14 protein-coding genes are annotated in these 15,671 nt (G+C 58.8%); 7 read left to right on the forward strand and 7 right to left on the reverse strand.

Annotated elements, in window-relative coordinates:
• Positions 1–4 precede the first annotated feature (4 nt).
• Both DU29_RS0104695 and DU29_RS0104700 read right to left on the reverse strand, forming a co-directional pair.
• A complete protein-coding gene (locus tag DU29_RS0104695; protein ID WP_028620670.1) occupies positions 5–811 on the reverse strand; it encodes an alkaline phosphatase family protein in 807 nt (268 codons plus the stop codon).
• A 119-nt stretch (positions 812–930) separates the two neighbouring features.
• On the reverse strand, positions 931–1,998 hold the full coding sequence (locus DU29_RS0104700; RefSeq protein ID WP_028620671.1) for an ABC transporter substrate-binding protein: 1,068 nt from the start codon (positions 1,996–1,998) through the stop codon (positions 931–933).
• A 348-nt stretch (positions 1,999–2,346) separates the two neighbouring features.
• On the opposite strand from DU29_RS0104700, the gene DU29_RS0104705 reads away from it, so the two are divergent.
• Positions 2,347–3,060, forward strand: coding sequence for a UTRA domain-containing protein (locus DU29_RS0104705; protein WP_028620672.1), 714 nt, complete (start codon positions 2,347–2,349; stop codon positions 3,058–3,060).
• A 26-nt stretch (positions 3,061–3,086) separates the two neighbouring features.
• Here the strand turns inward: DU29_RS0104705 and DU29_RS0104710 are convergent, their stop codons facing one another.
• On the reverse strand, positions 3,087–3,854 hold the full coding sequence (locus tag DU29_RS0104710; RefSeq protein WP_028620673.1) for a DODA-type extradiol aromatic ring-opening family dioxygenase: 768 nt from the start codon (positions 3,852–3,854) through the stop codon (positions 3,087–3,089).
• 103 nt (positions 3,855–3,957) lie between these two features.
• Between DU29_RS0104710 and DU29_RS0104715 the strand changes: the two genes are divergently transcribed.
• On the forward strand, positions 3,958–4,614 hold the full coding sequence (locus tag DU29_RS0104715) for a thiopurine S-methyltransferase (RefSeq protein WP_028620674.1): 657 nt from the start codon (positions 3,958–3,960) through the stop codon (positions 4,612–4,614).
• A gap of 75 nt (positions 4,615–4,689) precedes the next feature.
• On the opposite strand, the gene htpX is transcribed toward DU29_RS0104715, so the two are convergent.
• A complete protein-coding gene (gene htpX, locus DU29_RS0104720; RefSeq protein ID WP_028620675.1) occupies positions 4,690–5,577 on the reverse strand; it encodes a protease HtpX in 888 nt (295 codons plus the stop codon).
• 318 nt (positions 5,578–5,895) lie between these two features.
• Positions 5,896–7,107 carry a pyridoxal phosphate-dependent aminotransferase gene (locus DU29_RS0104725; protein ID WP_008030363.1) on the reverse strand — a complete coding sequence of 404 codons (1,212 nt, stop codon included), beginning with the start codon at positions 7,105–7,107 and terminating at the stop codon, positions 5,896–5,898.
• A 226-nt stretch (positions 7,108–7,333) separates the two neighbouring features.
• On the opposite strand from DU29_RS0104725, the gene msrB reads away from it, so the two are divergent.
• The 3 genes from msrB to DU29_RS0104740 all read left to right on the forward strand — a co-directional run bounded on the left by msrB (position 7,334) and on the right by DU29_RS0104740 (position 8,866).
• A complete protein-coding gene (gene msrB, locus DU29_RS0104730) occupies positions 7,334–7,729 on the forward strand; it encodes a peptide-methionine (R)-S-oxide reductase MsrB (RefSeq protein ID WP_028620676.1) in 396 nt (131 codons plus the stop codon).
• Between the two features lie 193 nt (positions 7,730–7,922).
• A complete protein-coding gene (locus DU29_RS0104735; protein ID WP_028620677.1) occupies positions 7,923–8,408 on the forward strand; it encodes a glutathione peroxidase in 486 nt (161 codons plus the stop codon).
• The gene (locus DU29_RS0104740; RefSeq protein WP_028620678.1) at positions 8,405–8,866 is read left to right on the forward strand and encodes a MarR family winged helix-turn-helix transcriptional regulator; all 462 of its coding nucleotides are present in this window, start codon (positions 8,405–8,407) and stop codon (positions 8,864–8,866) included. The genes DU29_RS0104735 and DU29_RS0104740 overlap by 4 nt, the downstream gene beginning before the upstream one ends.
• Here the strand turns inward: DU29_RS0104740 and DU29_RS0104745 are convergent.
• On the reverse strand, positions 8,850–11,171 hold the full coding sequence (locus tag DU29_RS0104745; protein ID WP_028620679.1) for a hybrid sensor histidine kinase/response regulator: 2,322 nt from the start codon (positions 11,169–11,171) through the stop codon (positions 8,850–8,852). The two genes, DU29_RS0104740 and DU29_RS0104745, sit on opposite strands and share 17 nt — an antisense overlap.
• A gap of 165 nt (positions 11,172–11,336) precedes the next feature.
• On the opposite strand from DU29_RS0104745, the gene DU29_RS0104750 reads away from it, so the two are divergent.
• Both DU29_RS0104750 and DU29_RS0104755 read left to right on the forward strand, forming a co-directional pair.
• On the forward strand, positions 11,337–12,227 hold the full coding sequence (locus tag DU29_RS0104750; RefSeq protein ID WP_028620680.1) for an ATP-binding protein: 891 nt from the start codon (positions 11,337–11,339) through the stop codon (positions 12,225–12,227).
• Positions 12,224–12,706 carry a GAF domain-containing protein gene (locus tag DU29_RS0104755; protein WP_028620681.1) on the forward strand — a complete coding sequence of 161 codons (483 nt, stop codon included), beginning with the start codon at positions 12,224–12,226 and terminating at the stop codon, positions 12,704–12,706. The genes DU29_RS0104750 and DU29_RS0104755 overlap by 4 nt, the downstream gene beginning before the upstream one ends.
• Here DU29_RS0104755 and DU29_RS0104760 read toward each other — a convergent pair whose 3' ends face one another.
• A complete protein-coding gene (locus tag DU29_RS0104760; RefSeq protein WP_028620682.1) occupies positions 12,707–15,655 on the reverse strand; it encodes an HD domain-containing phosphohydrolase in 2,949 nt (982 codons plus the stop codon).
• Between the last annotated feature and the right edge of the window lie 16 nt (positions 15,656–15,671).

Raw genomic sequence — 15,671 nt, forward strand, 5'->3', positions numbered from 1 at the left:
GCGTTCACTTGAGCAGCTCCCGGCACACCGGTTTGTCGTGGGGAACACCGAGCAGTTCGCAGACGGTGCCGCAGATCTCCGTTTGTTTCGGTGCGGCGTCTTCGTTGAAGCTGAAAGCGTCGCCGAGGACGAACAGTGGTACTTCGCGCTCTTGTGCGAGCAAGCCGTTATGGGAACGGTCATTGTTCATGCCGTGATCCGCCGTCACCAGGACCTGATAGCCAGCATCGAGCCAGCCTTGCAGATAATCGGCCAGGACGATGTCAGCCGAGCGCGCGCTGTTGCGGTATTGCGCACTGTCGAGGCCGTGCTTGTGCCCGGCGTCGTCGATATTCATGGGGTGGATCAGCAAGAAGTTCGGCGCATGCCGCAGCCGCAAGCTTTCTGCGTCGGCGAACAGGTGTGAATCCGGGTAGTGATCGTTCCAGTAAAAGTGGCCGTGCTGGATCGGCAGGTTCGGATCGTCGGTGTGGCGATCCCGGGCGGCGACGAAGGGCGAGCGGTTATACAGTTCGCTGACCCAGTGATAAGCCGCAGCGGCAGTTTTAAGCCCGGCGTCGCTGGCGTAGTGATAGATGCTGCGTTGATTGGACAAGCGCGAAACAGTGTTGTGGACGATGCCGCTGTCGATCGGCGTTACGCCCGTGAGTATGCATTCGTAAAGCGGTCGGGATAACGCGGGCAGTTCGCATTCCAGCTTGTAGAGCGCCGCGCGCCCTGCGCCGACATAAGCCTGCAAGTGTCCCATGGCATGGTGCGCGACTTCATAGTTGAGACCGTCGAGCACGACCAGGATGACGTTGTGCTTCATAGGGGCGCAACTCCAATATCAAAGCGAGCGGCGTAGGAGCTGCCGCAGGCTGCGATCTTTTAATCCGGGATAATCAGATCAAAAGATCGCAGCCTGCGGCAGCATCCTACGATGCAGGATTACTGCATATTGATGATGACTTCTTCCTGCCACATCTGCGGAAGGGCCTTGGAGGTTTTTTCCCATGCGTCGGCGTCTTTGATCGGCGTTACACCCTTGTACTGCTCATTCGGCAGCAATTGAGCTTTGACCTCGTCCGGCAGTTTGATGTGTTCGGCACGAATAGGACGCGCATTGCCGCGAGCCAGGTTGATCTGGCCAGCGTCGCTGAAGATGTACTCGCGAGTCAGCTTGGCGGCGTTCGGGTGCTTGGCGTATTTGTTGATGATGGTGGTGTAACCGGAAATCACCGAGCCGTCGGACGGGATCACAACGGTGAAGTCATCCGGGTTGGCCATCTTGGCTTTGTAGCTCAGGCCGTTGAAATCCCAGACCACGCCGACTTCAATTTCACCTTTTTCCAGCGTCGCGATCACCGGATCGGTCATCGACAGGCGCCCCTGCTTGGCAATGTCGGCAAACATCAGCAGCGCCGGCTTGATGTTTTTCTCATCGCCACCGTTGGCCAGGGCTGCAGCCAGAACGCCATTGGCCGCTTGGGCCGCAGTGCTCACGTCGCCGATGGACACTTTGTATTTGCCTGTCTTGAGGTCAGCCCAGCTTTTCGGCGCTTCGGAACCGTGCAGCAACTTTTTGTTGATAATGAAAGCGATGGTGCCGGTGTAGGCCAGCGCCCAATGGCCATCTTTATCCTTGGCCCAGGCCGGGATCTGTTCCCAGGTACTTGGTTTGTAGGGCTGCGAGACGTCCTGCTTGACTGCGATCGGGCCGAATGCCGCACCGACGTCGCCGATGTCGGCGGAGGCGTTGTCCTTCTCGGCTTTGAACTTGGCCAGTTCCTGAGCCGAACTCATGTCGGTGTCGATGTGTTTCAGGCCGTAATTTTTAGCAAGATCATCCCAGGTACCTTTCCAGTTCGCCCAGTTGTCGGGCATGCCGACACTGTTGACTTCACCTTCCGCTTTCGCCGCGGCCTCCAGGGTTTTCAGATCGGTGTCTGCCGCCATGGCGGCGGTGCACAGGGCAATGGTCGAGCCTAACAGTGATGCCAGGAAAAGCTGTTTCATTCCGAGCTCCTTTGGGCGTTTACACGCTGCGATTGCGATTGTGTTGGTCTAGGTCAGCAATACCTGAGCCAATCTAGGCGACCTGGATGACATTTTGATGTCGTGCGGCGCCGAGCTGTCTCGCCTGGCCGTGGTGTGCTCAGGTTCCGGGCTTAAGCGTAGACCATGCGCAAAGGGCTGATCTCAGAGGACTTGATCACAATATTGCAGCACCGAACGAGACCGTTCAGCGGCTTTGTCATCTGCCAGTCATGACCAGTGCCTAGGCTTGCCAAGAATGAAAACGTGGGTGCGGCCGGGGCTGTCCCGCGCCGAAACAGTGCTGGTCTAGTCCAGACAGGTAACGCGATGCGCATCGAAACCACCAAATCGGTAACAACCATTGGGCAGGTTCTTCAGGAACAGCTCGACCACGGGTTGCTGGCGCCCGGCAGCAAGTTGCCGGCCGAGCGCAAACTCAGCGAGTTGTTCGCCACCACGCGAATAACCGTGCGGGAGGCCTTGCTGCAGCTGGAAGCGCAGGGGCATATCTATCGCGAAGAGCGTCGGGGCTGGTTCGTATCGCCGCCGCGCCTGGCTTATAACCTGATGCAGCGCAGCCATTTTCACGCGATGGTCACCGCTCAGGGGCGGGTGCCTTCCACCGAAGTCATCTCGGCGCGCCTGCAACCGGCGTCAGCGGCGGTTTGCGCGTGGCTGCAACTGCCGGCGTTATCAAGCGTGATCCAGATCTGCAGGGCACGCCGGATCGATGGGCGTCTGGTGCTGTACGTTGCGCATTATCTGAATCCGAAGTTCTTCCCCGGCATTCTGGAATTCGACTTGAACCAGTCGATCACCGAACTGTACGCCCGGCATTATCAACTGCATTACGGACGCGTGCGTTTCGAAATTGTGCCGACGGCGTTGTCGGTCGATGCGGCGGCAGCGTTGCGGGTGTCGGTGGGCAGTCCGGGATTGCGTATCGCCCGGGTCAACTACGATCAGCACGAGCGGCTGATCGATTGTGACCTGGAGTTCTGGCGGCACGATGCGATTCATGTTGGCGTCGATGTGGCTTGACCTAGGCGCTGCAGAACCCTCATGCGTTATCCGAAGCGGTAGATGTCCATGCCCAGCGCGCCCATGGTGAAACCCTTGTGAACCGTTCTGAACGCTCCGCCGGCACCGCGAGCGAAAAATAGCGGCAACAGATGTTCGTCACTTGGGTGGTTACGCGCCGCGTTGGGTGCTTGCTGGCGATAATCGTGCAGAGCTGCTTCGTCGTCGGCTTCGAGTTTTTCGATCATCCAGTCACGGAATGTTCTGGCCCAGGGTTCGACGCTTTCCGGTCCGGCATGCCAGTCCAGTTCGCGCAGGTTGTGAGTAATGCTGCCGGAGCCGATCAACAGTACGCCTTGCGCGCGCAGGCTGGACAGGGCCCGGCCGACACAGGTTTGCAGGGCAGGGCCGCCATGGGTCGGCAGCGAAACTTGCACCACGGGAATGTCAGCGTGTGGATACATCAATGACAGCGGCACCCAGACGCCATGGTCGAACGGCCGACGGGTGTCGATGCGCGCGGGCAGATCATTGCTGTTCAACAGGCCGGCGATCTCAGTCGCCAGCTGAGGATCGCCCGGTGCCGGGTATTGCACCTGGAACAAGGCCTGCGGAAAGCCACCAAAGTCATGCCAGGTTTCCGGCTGCGGATTGCCGCTGACCATCAACTCATTGCTTTCCCAATGCGCGGAAACAATGACGATCGCCTTCGGTTTTTCCAGCTCGCCCGCCAGGCGCGCCAGGGCAGGTCCGCTGGCGCCGGGTTCGAGGGCCAGCATCGGCGAACCATGAGAGATATACAGGCTAGGGAACATAAACAAGCTCCTGAAGGTTAAGATGGCAGCATCTTCAGTCAGATCATTGATCTAAATCTAATATAAGTTTTAGGGTGATTTGATCGAAAATTTGGGGTTATTTATGCAGCCGGAGTTTTGGCACAAGCGGTGGCAGTCGAATCAGATCGGCTTCCATCTGCCGGAAGTGAATCCTTATCTCCAGCGGTTCTGGCCGCAGTTGGCGCTGGAAGAAGGCGCGCGCGTGCTGGTGCCGCTGTGTGGGAAAAGTCTGAATTTGTTGTGGCTGGCGCGTCAGGGACATGAAGTCCTGGGGATTGAACTGTCTGAGAAAGCTGTCGAAGATTTCTTCAGCGAGCATCATTTCGACCCGAACGTTAGTGAGCAGGGGCCATTCAAGGTTTACCGCGCGGGCTCGATCGAGCTGTGGTGCGGTGATTTCTTCGAGTTGACTGCAGGCGACGTCGCGGATTGCACGGCGCTCTACGACCGCGCTGCGCTCATTGCGCTGCCACCGGCAATGCGCCAGCAATACGCTGCTCATCTCAACCGGATCATGCCAAGGGAGTCGTCGGGTCTTCTGATTACCCTGGATTACGACCAGGCGCAGATGGACGGCCCGCCGTTTGCGGTGCTTGATGACGAAGTGCAGGGGCTGTTCGCCGGGTTCTGGTCGCTGAAGATTCTGGAGGATCAGGACGTGCTGAGCGAGAGCTCCAAGTTTGTCGAAAACGGCGTCACACGCCTTGAGGAACGGGTTTACAGGATCTCCAGCCGCTAGCTCAATCTGACTGCTAAATTCGAAACAAAAAAAGGCCCGCATCGCTGCGGGCCTTTTTCGTTATTGCCGAGCCTGTCAGCCGCGACGACGCAGTGCGTCGATGCGTTCTTCCAGTGGGGGGTGGCTCATGAACATGCGAGCGAAGCCCTGTTTGATGCCACCGTTGATGCCAAAAGCGTTCAGGGTGTCAGGCATGTGCACCGGCAAGCCCTGTTCGGCGCGAAGGCGTTGCAGTGCGCCAATCATCGCGTTGGTACCAGCCAGACGTGCACCGGCTTCGTCGGCACGGAACTCACGTTTGCGCGAGAACCACATGACGATGGAGCTGGCCAGAATGCCCAGCACCAGTTCGGCGAAGATGGTCGCCACATAATAAGCGATGCCCTGGCCGCCTTCGTTTTTGAAAATCACCTTGTCGACGAAGTTGCCGATGATCCGCGCGAAGAACATCACAAAGGTGTTCACCACGCCCTGGATCAACGCCAGCGTGACCATGTCGCCATTCGCCACGTGGCCGATTTCATGGGCCAGAACAGCCTTGACTTCGTCCGGCGAGAAGCGCTCGAGCAGGCCTTGGCTGACCGCGACCAGTGCGTCGTTCTTGTTCCAGCCGGTGGCGAAGGCGTTGGCCTCGTAGGCCGGGAAAATCCCGACTTCCGGCATCTTGATCCCGGCTTCCCGGGACAATTGCTCGACCGTTTGCAGCAGCCATTGCTCGTGACGTGTGCGCGGCTGGGTAATGATCTGGGTGCTGGTGCTCATCTTCGCCATCCACTTGGAGATGAACAGCGAGAACAGCGAACCGGCGAAACCAAAGACAGCACAGAAAATCAGCAGCTGATTGAGGTTGAGATCAACCCCGTTGGCCGCCATGAACCCGTTGAAGCCGAAGAGGCTCAGGGTGATGCTGGCAATCAGCACGACCGCAAGGTTAGTGGCCAAAAACAGCAGGATGCGCATCATGGTTGTAGAAATCTCCTCATGCTAAAGATGTAGCTTACTGCGGGGTATATAAGGTGCTGCACCGGGCTATTCAACCGGGTGACTATTTCAAACTGTGTCCTACAGCGAAAGTACCGCGCCTTGAAGGGCATTTCCGACGGCTGTGAGCAATATGTTCGTCTGGCAGTTTGCCATGCAGCCCCCGTAATTGTTACGCGCAAGCGCAAAACAGGCCAATCGCATGTAGCCGGCGTTGCGAAGTCCGTCAGGGTGCAAAGATATGTTGCTGAATCAATCCTGGAGCGACTTTTTAGACAAGTCGCGCCAGGATCGAACGCCTTACTGGCGGTAGGACTTGAGGAAGTTGCCGATGCGGCCGATGGCCATGTCCAGATCGTCCACGCGCGGCAGCGTCACCACACGGAAGTGGTCCGGCCACGGCCAGTTGAACGCGGTGCCCTGCACGACAAGCAGCTTCTCGGATAACAGCAGGTCGAGCACGAACTTTTCGTCGTTGTGAATCGGGCAGACTTTCGGATCGATCCGCGGGAACGCGTACAGCGCGCCCATCGGCTTGACGCAGCTCACGCCCGGAATATCGTTGAGCAGCTCCCAGGTACGATTGCGTTGTTCCAGCAGTCGCCCTTGCGGCAGCACCAGATCATTGATGCTCTGATAACCGCCGAGGGCGGTCTGGATGGCATGCTGGCTCGGCACGTTCGCGCATAGACGCATGTTGGCCAGCATGTCGATGCCTTCGATGTAGCTTTGCGCATGATGTTTCGGACCGGAGATGGCGATCCAGCCAGAACGGAAACCGGCCACACGGTAGGATTTGGACAGACCATTGAACGTCAGGCACAGCAGGTCCGGCGCCAGTGATGCGGTGCAGATGTGCACAGCGTCGTCGTAGAGAATCTTGTCGTAGATCTCGTCGGAAAAGACCACCAGGTTGTGCTGGCGGGCCAGTTCGAGCATGCCCAGCAGCACTTCTTTGGAGTACACCGCGCCGGTCGGGTTGTTCGGGTTGATGATCACCAGTGCCTTGGTGTTCGGGGTAATTTTGGCCTTGATGTCGGCCAGGTCCGGCCACCAGTTGGCCTGCTCGTCGCACAGGTAATGCACCGGATTGCCGCCCGACAGACTGACGGCGGCGGTCCACAGAGGATAATCAGGCGCGGGTACCAGCACTTCGTCGCCGTTATTGAGCAAGGCCTGCATCGACATCACGATCAGTTCGGAAACGCCGTTGCCCAAGTAGATGTCTTCGATGCCGACACCTTCCACCTGCTTCTGCTGGTAATACTGCATGACCGCTTTGCGCGCACTGAAGAGGCCTTTGGAATCGCTGTAACCCTGGGCAGTCGGCAGGTTGCGGATCACGTCCTGAAGGATTTCATCCGGCGCTTCGAAACCAAAGGGTGCCGGGTTGCCGATGTTCAGCTTGAGGATGCGATGACCTTCCTCTTCCAGGCGTTTGGCGTGCTTGAGCACTGGCCCGCGAATGTCGTAGCAGACGTTGGCGAGCTTGTTCGATTTGCTGACCTGCATGGCGATGTGTTCCTGAAAATGAACGATCCAGGCGGTGTATGAACTACCGTACTGGGAATCCTGCGAATTCACACAGGCCTGACGCCTTGAGCGTGCAGCACCATAAATCCGTTTGAATGCGCGTGGTCTGGCTGCCAGACTGGCGTTTGACGAGGCGCAATCATACGTGCCGACCGATCCGTGGAAAAGGTACAGATCGGGCTTTTTCAGCTGCTGAGGTGTGACGATGGAAAAGTTGGAAAAAACCCTGGACGAATGGCGCGCCATGCTCGATCCGGAGCAATACAACGTTTGCCGCCTGAAAGGCACCGAGCGGCCTTTTTCCGGTAAATACAACGACACCAAGACCGAGGGCGTATATCACTGCATCTGCTGCAATGAGCCGCTGTTCGATTCGAATACCAAATTTGATTCCGGCTGCGGCTGGCCAAGCTTCTACGCGCCAATTGGCGAGAGCGCGATGGTCGAGATTCGCGATGTCAGTCACGGCATGATCCGCACCGAAGTGGTCTGCGGCAAGTGTGACGCGCACCTGGGCCATGTGTTCCCGGATGGTCCGCCGCCGACCGGCCTGCGTTATTGCATCAACTCGGTGTGCCTGGACCTGGTACCGCGCGACTGATCGCCTGGAACCGTAGGAGCCGGCTTGCTGGCGATAGCTGTAGAACAGTCATAAAGGTATTGACTGACACGGCGCTATCGCCAGCAAGCCGGCTCCTACGGTGAATAGCGGATGTGGTCTACGAATATTAAATTGCACACAATTCAATTGCTCGCTATGTTTGTCCGCTCTTCCTTCCTTCAAGGCCCAAGCCATGAGCGATAATCTGCTGAGCATTCCCTGCACCACCATCACCGGTGAGCAAAAGACCCTGGCGGATTTCGCCGGCAAGGCCGTGTTGGTCGTCAACACCGCCAGTAAATGCGGCTTCACCCCTCAATACAAAGGCCTCGAACAGCTCTGGCAAACCTACAAGGATCAAGGTCTGGTCGTGCTGGGCTTTCCCTGCAACCAGTTCGGCAAGCAGGAGCCGGGCAATGAAGGGGCGATTTCGGAGTTCTGCGAGTTGAATTTCGGCGTCAGTTTCCCGCTGTTCAAGAAGATCGAGGTCAATGGCGCAGGCGCGCATCCGCTGTTCGTCCAGTTGAAAAAGCGTGCACCGGGCGTGTTGGGCTCCCAGGGCATCAAATGGAATTTCACCAAGTTCCTGATCGGCAAGGACGGTCAACTGGTCAAGCGCTTTGCTCCGGCCACCAAACCGCAAGATCTGAGCCGCGAGATTGAAGCCCTGCTCAAATGAACAGCCTGCCTCCCGATTCCCTCAAGCTCGACAGTCAACTGTGTTTCAAGCTGTACGCGGCTTCGCGGGCGGTGATTCGAGCCTACAAGCCGATGCTCGATCAGCTCGGCCTGACTTATCCGCAGTATCTGGCGATGCTGGTGTTGTGGGAATGGCAGGAAGCAGCGCCAGGCCAGCCGACGGTCAAGGCCTTGGGCGAACGTCTGGCACTGGATTCCGGGACGTTGACGCCGCTGCTTAAACGCCTTGAGCAACTGCAACTGGTGCAGCGTCAGCGCTCAACACGGGATGAACGCGAAATGCACCTGAGCCTGACACCTGCTGGCAAAGCCTTGCGCGAACAGGTCGGCCCACTCAAGGCTCGCCTGTTGTGCGACAGCGGGGTGGATCTGGATCGGCTGAATGAATTACGTGGCGGACTTGATCACCTGCTGGGGCAGATCAGGGCATTGTCGTAGCCGGCATCCACAGGTCCAGCACGGCGGCCAGTTCTTCCCGGCGAAAAGGCTTGGCCAGATAGTCACTCATGCCGGCTGCACGGCAACGTTCGCGTTCTTCGGACATGGCGTTGGCGGTCAGCGCAACGATCGGCAATTGCGGCCAGCGCCCGCTGCGACGGATTTGCCGGCTGGCCTCGTAGCCGTCCATCACCGGCATGTTGCAGTCCATCAGCACCAGATCGAATTCGCTGCTTTCAAGCTGATCCAGCGCCTCGCCGCCATGCGCAGCGACGATCACCTCGCAACCGAGTTTTCCCAGCATGCCTTTGGCGACCAACTGATTGACCGGGTTGTCCTCCACCAACAGCACCCGACCACGCCGCAGCGGCGACAATGCCTCCAGCCGGGCGTCGTTGAGGGTGTTGGTTTCCGGTTGCAGGATTCGCCGCAGCGTCTGGCACAGTGCGTTGCGGGCCAGAGGGCGTGCCTGCTGTTGCAAGGGCGCCAGCGCACTGGCTTCTTCGCTGGGCAGGAAGCTGCCATAAGCAGTCACCAGCAGAATTGGCGCGCTGCAGGTCGGGCGCAGACCAAACAGGCATTCGGGACAGTCGGTAATGACCACGTCAGGGTTCAGACCGATCATCGAATCGTCGATCGTGCGCTGCACGTAATCGACTCCCCAGCCTGGTAGCAAACTGTTCAGCAGTTCCGCCAGACCGCTGCTGGCCGTGGTAATCGCGACGACTTTACCGCGTAACGTCGCCGGCGGCAGTGCGCGGGTATGGCAGGGCAGCGGCAGGTCGGCACAGAACTGGCTGCCAAACCCCGCTTCCGAGCTGATGGTCAGCCGCCCGCGCATCGCTTCACACAGGTTGTAAGTCAGCGCCAGCCCCAGCCCGGTACCGCCAAACTGCCGGGTAATGCCCGCGCCCGCCTGGGTGAATGGCTGAAATATCTTCACTTGGGCATCCTGAGGAATACCGATACCGGTGTCGCACACCTCAATCCTGACGCCGCCTTCGAATACCGACAAACGCACATCGACGCGGCCGAAACGGGTAAATTTCAGCGCATTCGACAACAGGTTGCTGACGATTTGCCGCACGCGCGTCGGGTCGCCCAGCACCAGCGCCGGAAATGCCGGTTCAATCAGGCAGGTCAGTTCGACGCTGGGCGCGGCATTCTGCGAGAGCAGGTTGGCGGTGTCCTCGATCAGCACGCCGAGGTCGAACGGGATGTGCTCGAGTTCGAGCTGACCGGCATCGAATTTGGACAGATCGAGAATGTCGTTAAGCAATTCGACCAGCACTTTGCCTGAGTCATGTGCGATCGACAGTTGTTGCTGTTGTTCGGCATTCAACGGACTGTCGAGTGACAGTGCGATCATGCCCAGCAAGCCGTTCAAAGGCGTGCGGATTTCGTGGCTCATGTTGGCGAGGAAGGCCGACCGCGCTTCGGCCATGTCCAGCGCCGTGCTGCGCGCAACTTCCAGCTCCTGATTGGATTGGCTGAGTCGGGCATTGATCGCCTTGAGCTCGGCTGTACGCGCGGAAACAATATTTTCCAGTTGCCCGAGGTAATCGGTCAGGCGGTTTTCAGCGGTGCGCCGTTGTTGAATTTCAGTCGCGATGTTTTCGAATTGTTGATTAGCCACTTTGACCAGCACGCCGATCTCGTCGTTTTCGTGCCCGGCCGGGTATTCCAGCAAGGTCGGTTCGGCGCTGCGCGGGTCGCGGCTGCTGAGTTCACGGATCACTCGCACCAAGGGTTTGGTCAGCATCACGTAAAACAACGCCAGCAGAATGCCGGTCAGCAGCAGGCTGCGAGCAAAGCCGTTGAGCAGGGTCACTTCAGCACGACGCAGGAAACGGCTGCCGAAGGAGTAGGTGTCGACGTCGAGGCGCAGGGTGCCGAGGGATTCGTTTGGCAAGTGGTCGAGGTATAAACGGTCTTCGAACTGGCGGTTGGCGCCGAACAGCGAGTCGCTGATCAGGCGATAACCGCTCTGCAGGCCCGGGCGCTTGACGCTGGCCAGTACATTGCCGTTGTTGTCGGTCAGGTGCGCGCCGATGATTGCCGGTGAGCGTAATAATCCAAGCGACAGTTCCTGTGCGAGTTCAGCGTCGATGTTGTAGGCAATGCGCGAGGCGGGGTTGTGGCTGATTTCCAGCAAAGACAGGATTTCACGGTTGATGGAAGCGTCTTCGCTGGCATAATCGATGCCGATCTGCACCAGACTGAGCAGCGTGCCCAGAATGAAACCGACCAGCACGGTGAGCCGGGCCTGTTTATAGGACAGCCGGTTGGTGAACTTGATATCCATTGGGTGTTGAACCACTTCCGTTTCCCTTCGCTGCTCAAGCATAGTCGATCATGCATGGAAACCGGTGCTCTCGCAGTCCGTCTTCAAGGACCGCTGCGCACACCGAAAAACTGTGTTTGCTCGTCGTACCGCCATCATCACTGTGAACGTGCCCGAGGAGAAGACGTGGATTCCCGATTGAATGCTTTTCTTGAACGCGCCGATGCCGTTCTGGCCCGTATCGAACCACTGTTGCCGGCGCCACGGCAAGCGATCGACTGGTCGCAATGCCTGGCCGCGCGCTGGCAGCGTGAAGGGCGCAGCGGTTTTCTGTTGCCGCTGGAAGTCAGCCTCGACATGCGCTTGTCCGACCTGATCGGCGTTGATCGCCAACTCGAACAGCTGGGCCGCAATACCCGTCAGTTCCTTGATGGCATGCCGGCCAACCATGCCTTGCTGTGGGGCTCGCGTGGCACCGGCAAATCATCGCTGGTGCGTGCCTTGCTGGCCGAACATGCCGGGGCCGGCCTGCGCTTGATCGAGATCGAACGCGATCATCTCGCCGACTTGCCGCGGGTGGTCGAACAGATCGCCAAATTGCCGCAACGTTTCGTGCTTTTTTGCGATGACCTGTCGTTCGAATCGGGCGAGGGCGATTATCGCGTGCTCAAGAGCGTGCTCGACGGCTCGCTCGAACAGGCTCCGGACAACGTTTTGCTGTACGCCACCTCCAACCGTCGCCACCTGGTACCGGAGAAGGAAAGCGACAACGAAAACTGGAAACGCGTCGACGGCGAACTGCACCCCAGCGAGGCAGTTGAAGACAAGATCGCACTGTCCGACCGTTTTGGACTGTGGCTGTCGTTTTACCCGTTTACCCAGGAGCACTTTCTCAACGTGGTCGAGCACTGGATCGGGCAACTGGCCGACAAGGCCGGCCTGCCGTGGGAACGCAACGAGGAACTCGATATTCTTGCCGTGCGCTGGGCTACCGGCCGGGGCAATCGCAATGGACGTTGCGCTTATCAATTCGCCCGCTATTGGGTCGGGCTCAAGCTGTTGGAGCACAAGGCATGATCGATTTACAACAAAGCGGCCAGGGCCTCGAAGGCTACGGCATGCTGCACGCACAGCTGCAATCACTGCTGGCGGACGAGCGCGATTTCATCGCCAACGCGGCGCAGTTTTCGGCGTTTCTCTACAACCAGCTCGATGATTTGAACTGGGCCGGGTTCTATTTGAATCGCAATGAAGAATTGGTCCTGGGGCCGTTTCAGGGGCAGATTGCCTGCGTACGCATCCCCTTTGGCCGAGGGGTGTGCGGGGCAGCAGCGGCGACTTTGCAGACTCAGCGCGTGGAAGACGTGCACGCATTTCCCGGTCATATCGCCTGCGACAGCGCCTCCAACAGCGAGCTGGTCGTACCTCTGGTGAAGGACGGCAAGCTGATCGGCGTACTGGATCTGGACAGCCCCAAGGTCGGCCGCTTCAGCGCTGACGATCAGGCAGGGATCGAACAATTGGCGGCTATTTTTCTGCGTTTGACTGACTGCTGATCAAGGGCGCAACCCTGCCTTGACCAGCAGGCCAGGCGCGTCCACCTCATCAATCTGTTTCGGATCGAGGAATTGCTCAGCGTACTGCCGATAGATCTGCGCGGTGATGAACAGCTCGAACAGCTCCGGATCAATGTGGGCGTCACGGCACATGGTGGCCATGATGCCCAGCGCTTCACTCATCGATTTGGCTTTTTTGTACGGTCTATCGGCGGCGGTCAACGCCTCGAAAATATCGGCAATCGCCATCATCCGCGCGGGCAGGCTCATCTCATCGCGCTTCAACCTTTTCGGATAACCGGTGCCGTCCATTTTTTCATGGTGGCCGCCGGCGATTTCCGCCACGGTGTCGAGGTGGCTGGGGAAGGGCAGGTGACTGAGCATCAGAATCGTCTGCACCATGTGATGGTTGATGATGTAACGCTCCTCTCGTGTCAGCGTACCGCGAGCGATGCTCAGGTTGTAAAGTTCGCCCCGGTTGTACTTGTAGAGCGGCACCTCGAGCTTGAAGCCCCAAGGGTTGTCGGGCGGAATCAGTTCGCCTGATGCGCGCTCGAACAGGTGCTCGGGTTTATCCGCCAGCAGCGGCTCGTTCAAAGGCAGGGTGGGTGGCGGAGTGCGAGCCTGACGCCTGTTCTCTTCCCAGGAAACGCCCAGTCGATCGTCCAGGGTACGCGTCCAGGTCCTCTGAGCCACGCTGCGCAACCTTTGCAAATCCGCCTCGGCCATGGCCTCGCCGCCCAGATTGCAGCGCGCAACAAAGGCGAAATCATCGTCCAGCGCCGCGAGACTGGCATTACGCAACTCGCCCAGATGATGTTCGTCACCGCCCAGCGCCACGGCCTGCCAGTAATTGATCCAGGCATCGCGCTTGAGCACCTCGAATCGGGTGCGGACTTCGTGAATACGGTCGTTCAGGGTTTCCAGTTTGGTGGCTTTATCAACCACATATTCCGGGGTCGTGACCTTGCCGCAGTCGTGCAGCCAAGCGGCGATGTGCAGCGCCTCCCATTCATCTTCCGTAGGCTTATAACCGAAGAAGGCCGGCGCCTGGCTGGCAGCCGCAGCTTGGGCGATCATCAACGTCAGCGCCGGTACACGCTGGCAATGACCACCGGTGTACGGGCTTTTTGCATCAATGGCGCCGGCGAGCAGCTGGATGAAGGCATCCAGCAATTGTTTCTGCCTGGCTTGCAGGCGCTGACTTTCGATGCACACCGCCGCCGCACCGGACACCGCTTGCAGAAATGCGATACGGTCCGGCTGGAGTTTTTCCAGATCGCTTTGCCTGCCGCTGTCTGCCAGCAGGAGGGTCAGCAGGCCGACAGTTTCATTGCGGCGGTTGTGCAGCCGGATGCCGATCAGATGCACCCGTGGGCATTCCATCGCCTGCAACACATGCTGCAAGTCACCCGCCTGCTCGAAGCCCAGATTCGTGACCACATTATTGGTCTGCGCAAGTTGCTGCAGCCATGCCGGGCTTTGCGGGTCCGCCAGCTGATGGCCTTGAACGCCGAATGCAGGTACCGCTTGCGATGCGTCGCCGATCACCAGGCCAAGCGGCTCGAAGCGATCGCCATCGTTCTCGCGCAAGTAGATCAGGCCCGCCTGAGCCTGGCCGATTTTCATCGTTTCAAAGAGCACTCTTTCCAGCAACGGGGTAAAACGTGTTTCGGCGCTGAGGCTTTCTGTGATTTCGAAAAAGCTGGCCAAGGTGTCTTTCATGCGCGTCATTGATACGCTCAACTGGTCGACTTCGAGCACAGGCGAACGCCGGGAGGCGGGAAGACTGAAGTTGAAGCTGCGAATGGCATCCGCCTCCTGCACCAGCGTGCGCAAGGGTTTGACCAGTATGCGCGAGGTCAGCCAGCCCAAGGGCAGGCACAACAGCAAGGTCGCCAAGGTGATCAGTGCGCCTTGCCAGCGCAAGCGGTAGGCGTCGGCCAGTAACTCGTCCTCCGGCACCAGCAACGCCAGTTGCAAACCCCGTGGCCCGCCTTCCTGCAACTGGCTGCGGGCGACGATCCATTGCCGGCCTCCAGCTTGCAACCGATTGCCGGTCTCAGCGTGGCCCAGTAACGCCGCAAGCCCGGGACTCAAATCCGCAGCCTTGACCATGCGGGCGGTCTCCCCGTCGGTGATCAGTTTGCGCGAGTCCGGATAGGCCACCGCGTTGCCATTCGCATCGAACAACACCACTTCAGTGGCAGGGGTGACCACGTGTTTCGCCAGCTTGGCCGAGAGCTCATCCAGAGTCAGGTCTGCGGCGATTACCGCGTGCTCACCGACGCGTCGGGCGAGCGTCGTACCCGCATTGCGAGTGGAGAAAAAAATGTAGGGTTCGGTGGTTATCTGACCGCTCTCATTGCGGGCAGCGGTGAACCAGGCGCGGGTGCGCGGATCGAAGTCGTCGCCGACGTTTCCATTACGGCTGATCAGGTTCAGATGCTCATCGAAAAAAAGCGATTGAGAGAGTGCGCGCGCATCGGGGCCCGAGCGCTCAAGGCTCCACACTTGGTAGCGGGCGTTGAGCGGCGCTTGAACTAGCGTTTTCAGGGCCGGTTCGCGCAGGGGACGGACCATGAAAAAATCGCCGTTGTCGTAGCCCAGGTACAGTGAGGCAAGGTGCGGATTGTCTTCCAGGGCCTGGCTGAAAGACTGCAGCAGAATCAGTCGATGTTGCAGATCGGTTGCCTGAGCCGCCGGGTGATGCACCAGCAGGCTCAGCACATTGCGGATGGGCTCGTAGGTAGTCTGAAGGTCCTGGCGCACATCCTGTTCGATGCGGGCGAAGAGCTTTTCACTGCTCGCAAGAATTATCTGCGTGGTTTGTCGGTAGTTGAAAATGCCCAGCACTACGCCCGTCAGCAACAGCAGGCAAGTGAACATCACGCTGATATGGACGTGCAGCGGCAACCGTCGCTGATCCTGGCGCAGTGGGCTGGGCATTGCGGGTCACTCCATG

This window comes from Pseudomonas sp. Ant30-3, assembly GCF_000690905.1.
GTDB lineage: Bacteria > Pseudomonadota > Gammaproteobacteria > Pseudomonadales > Pseudomonadaceae > Aquipseudomonas.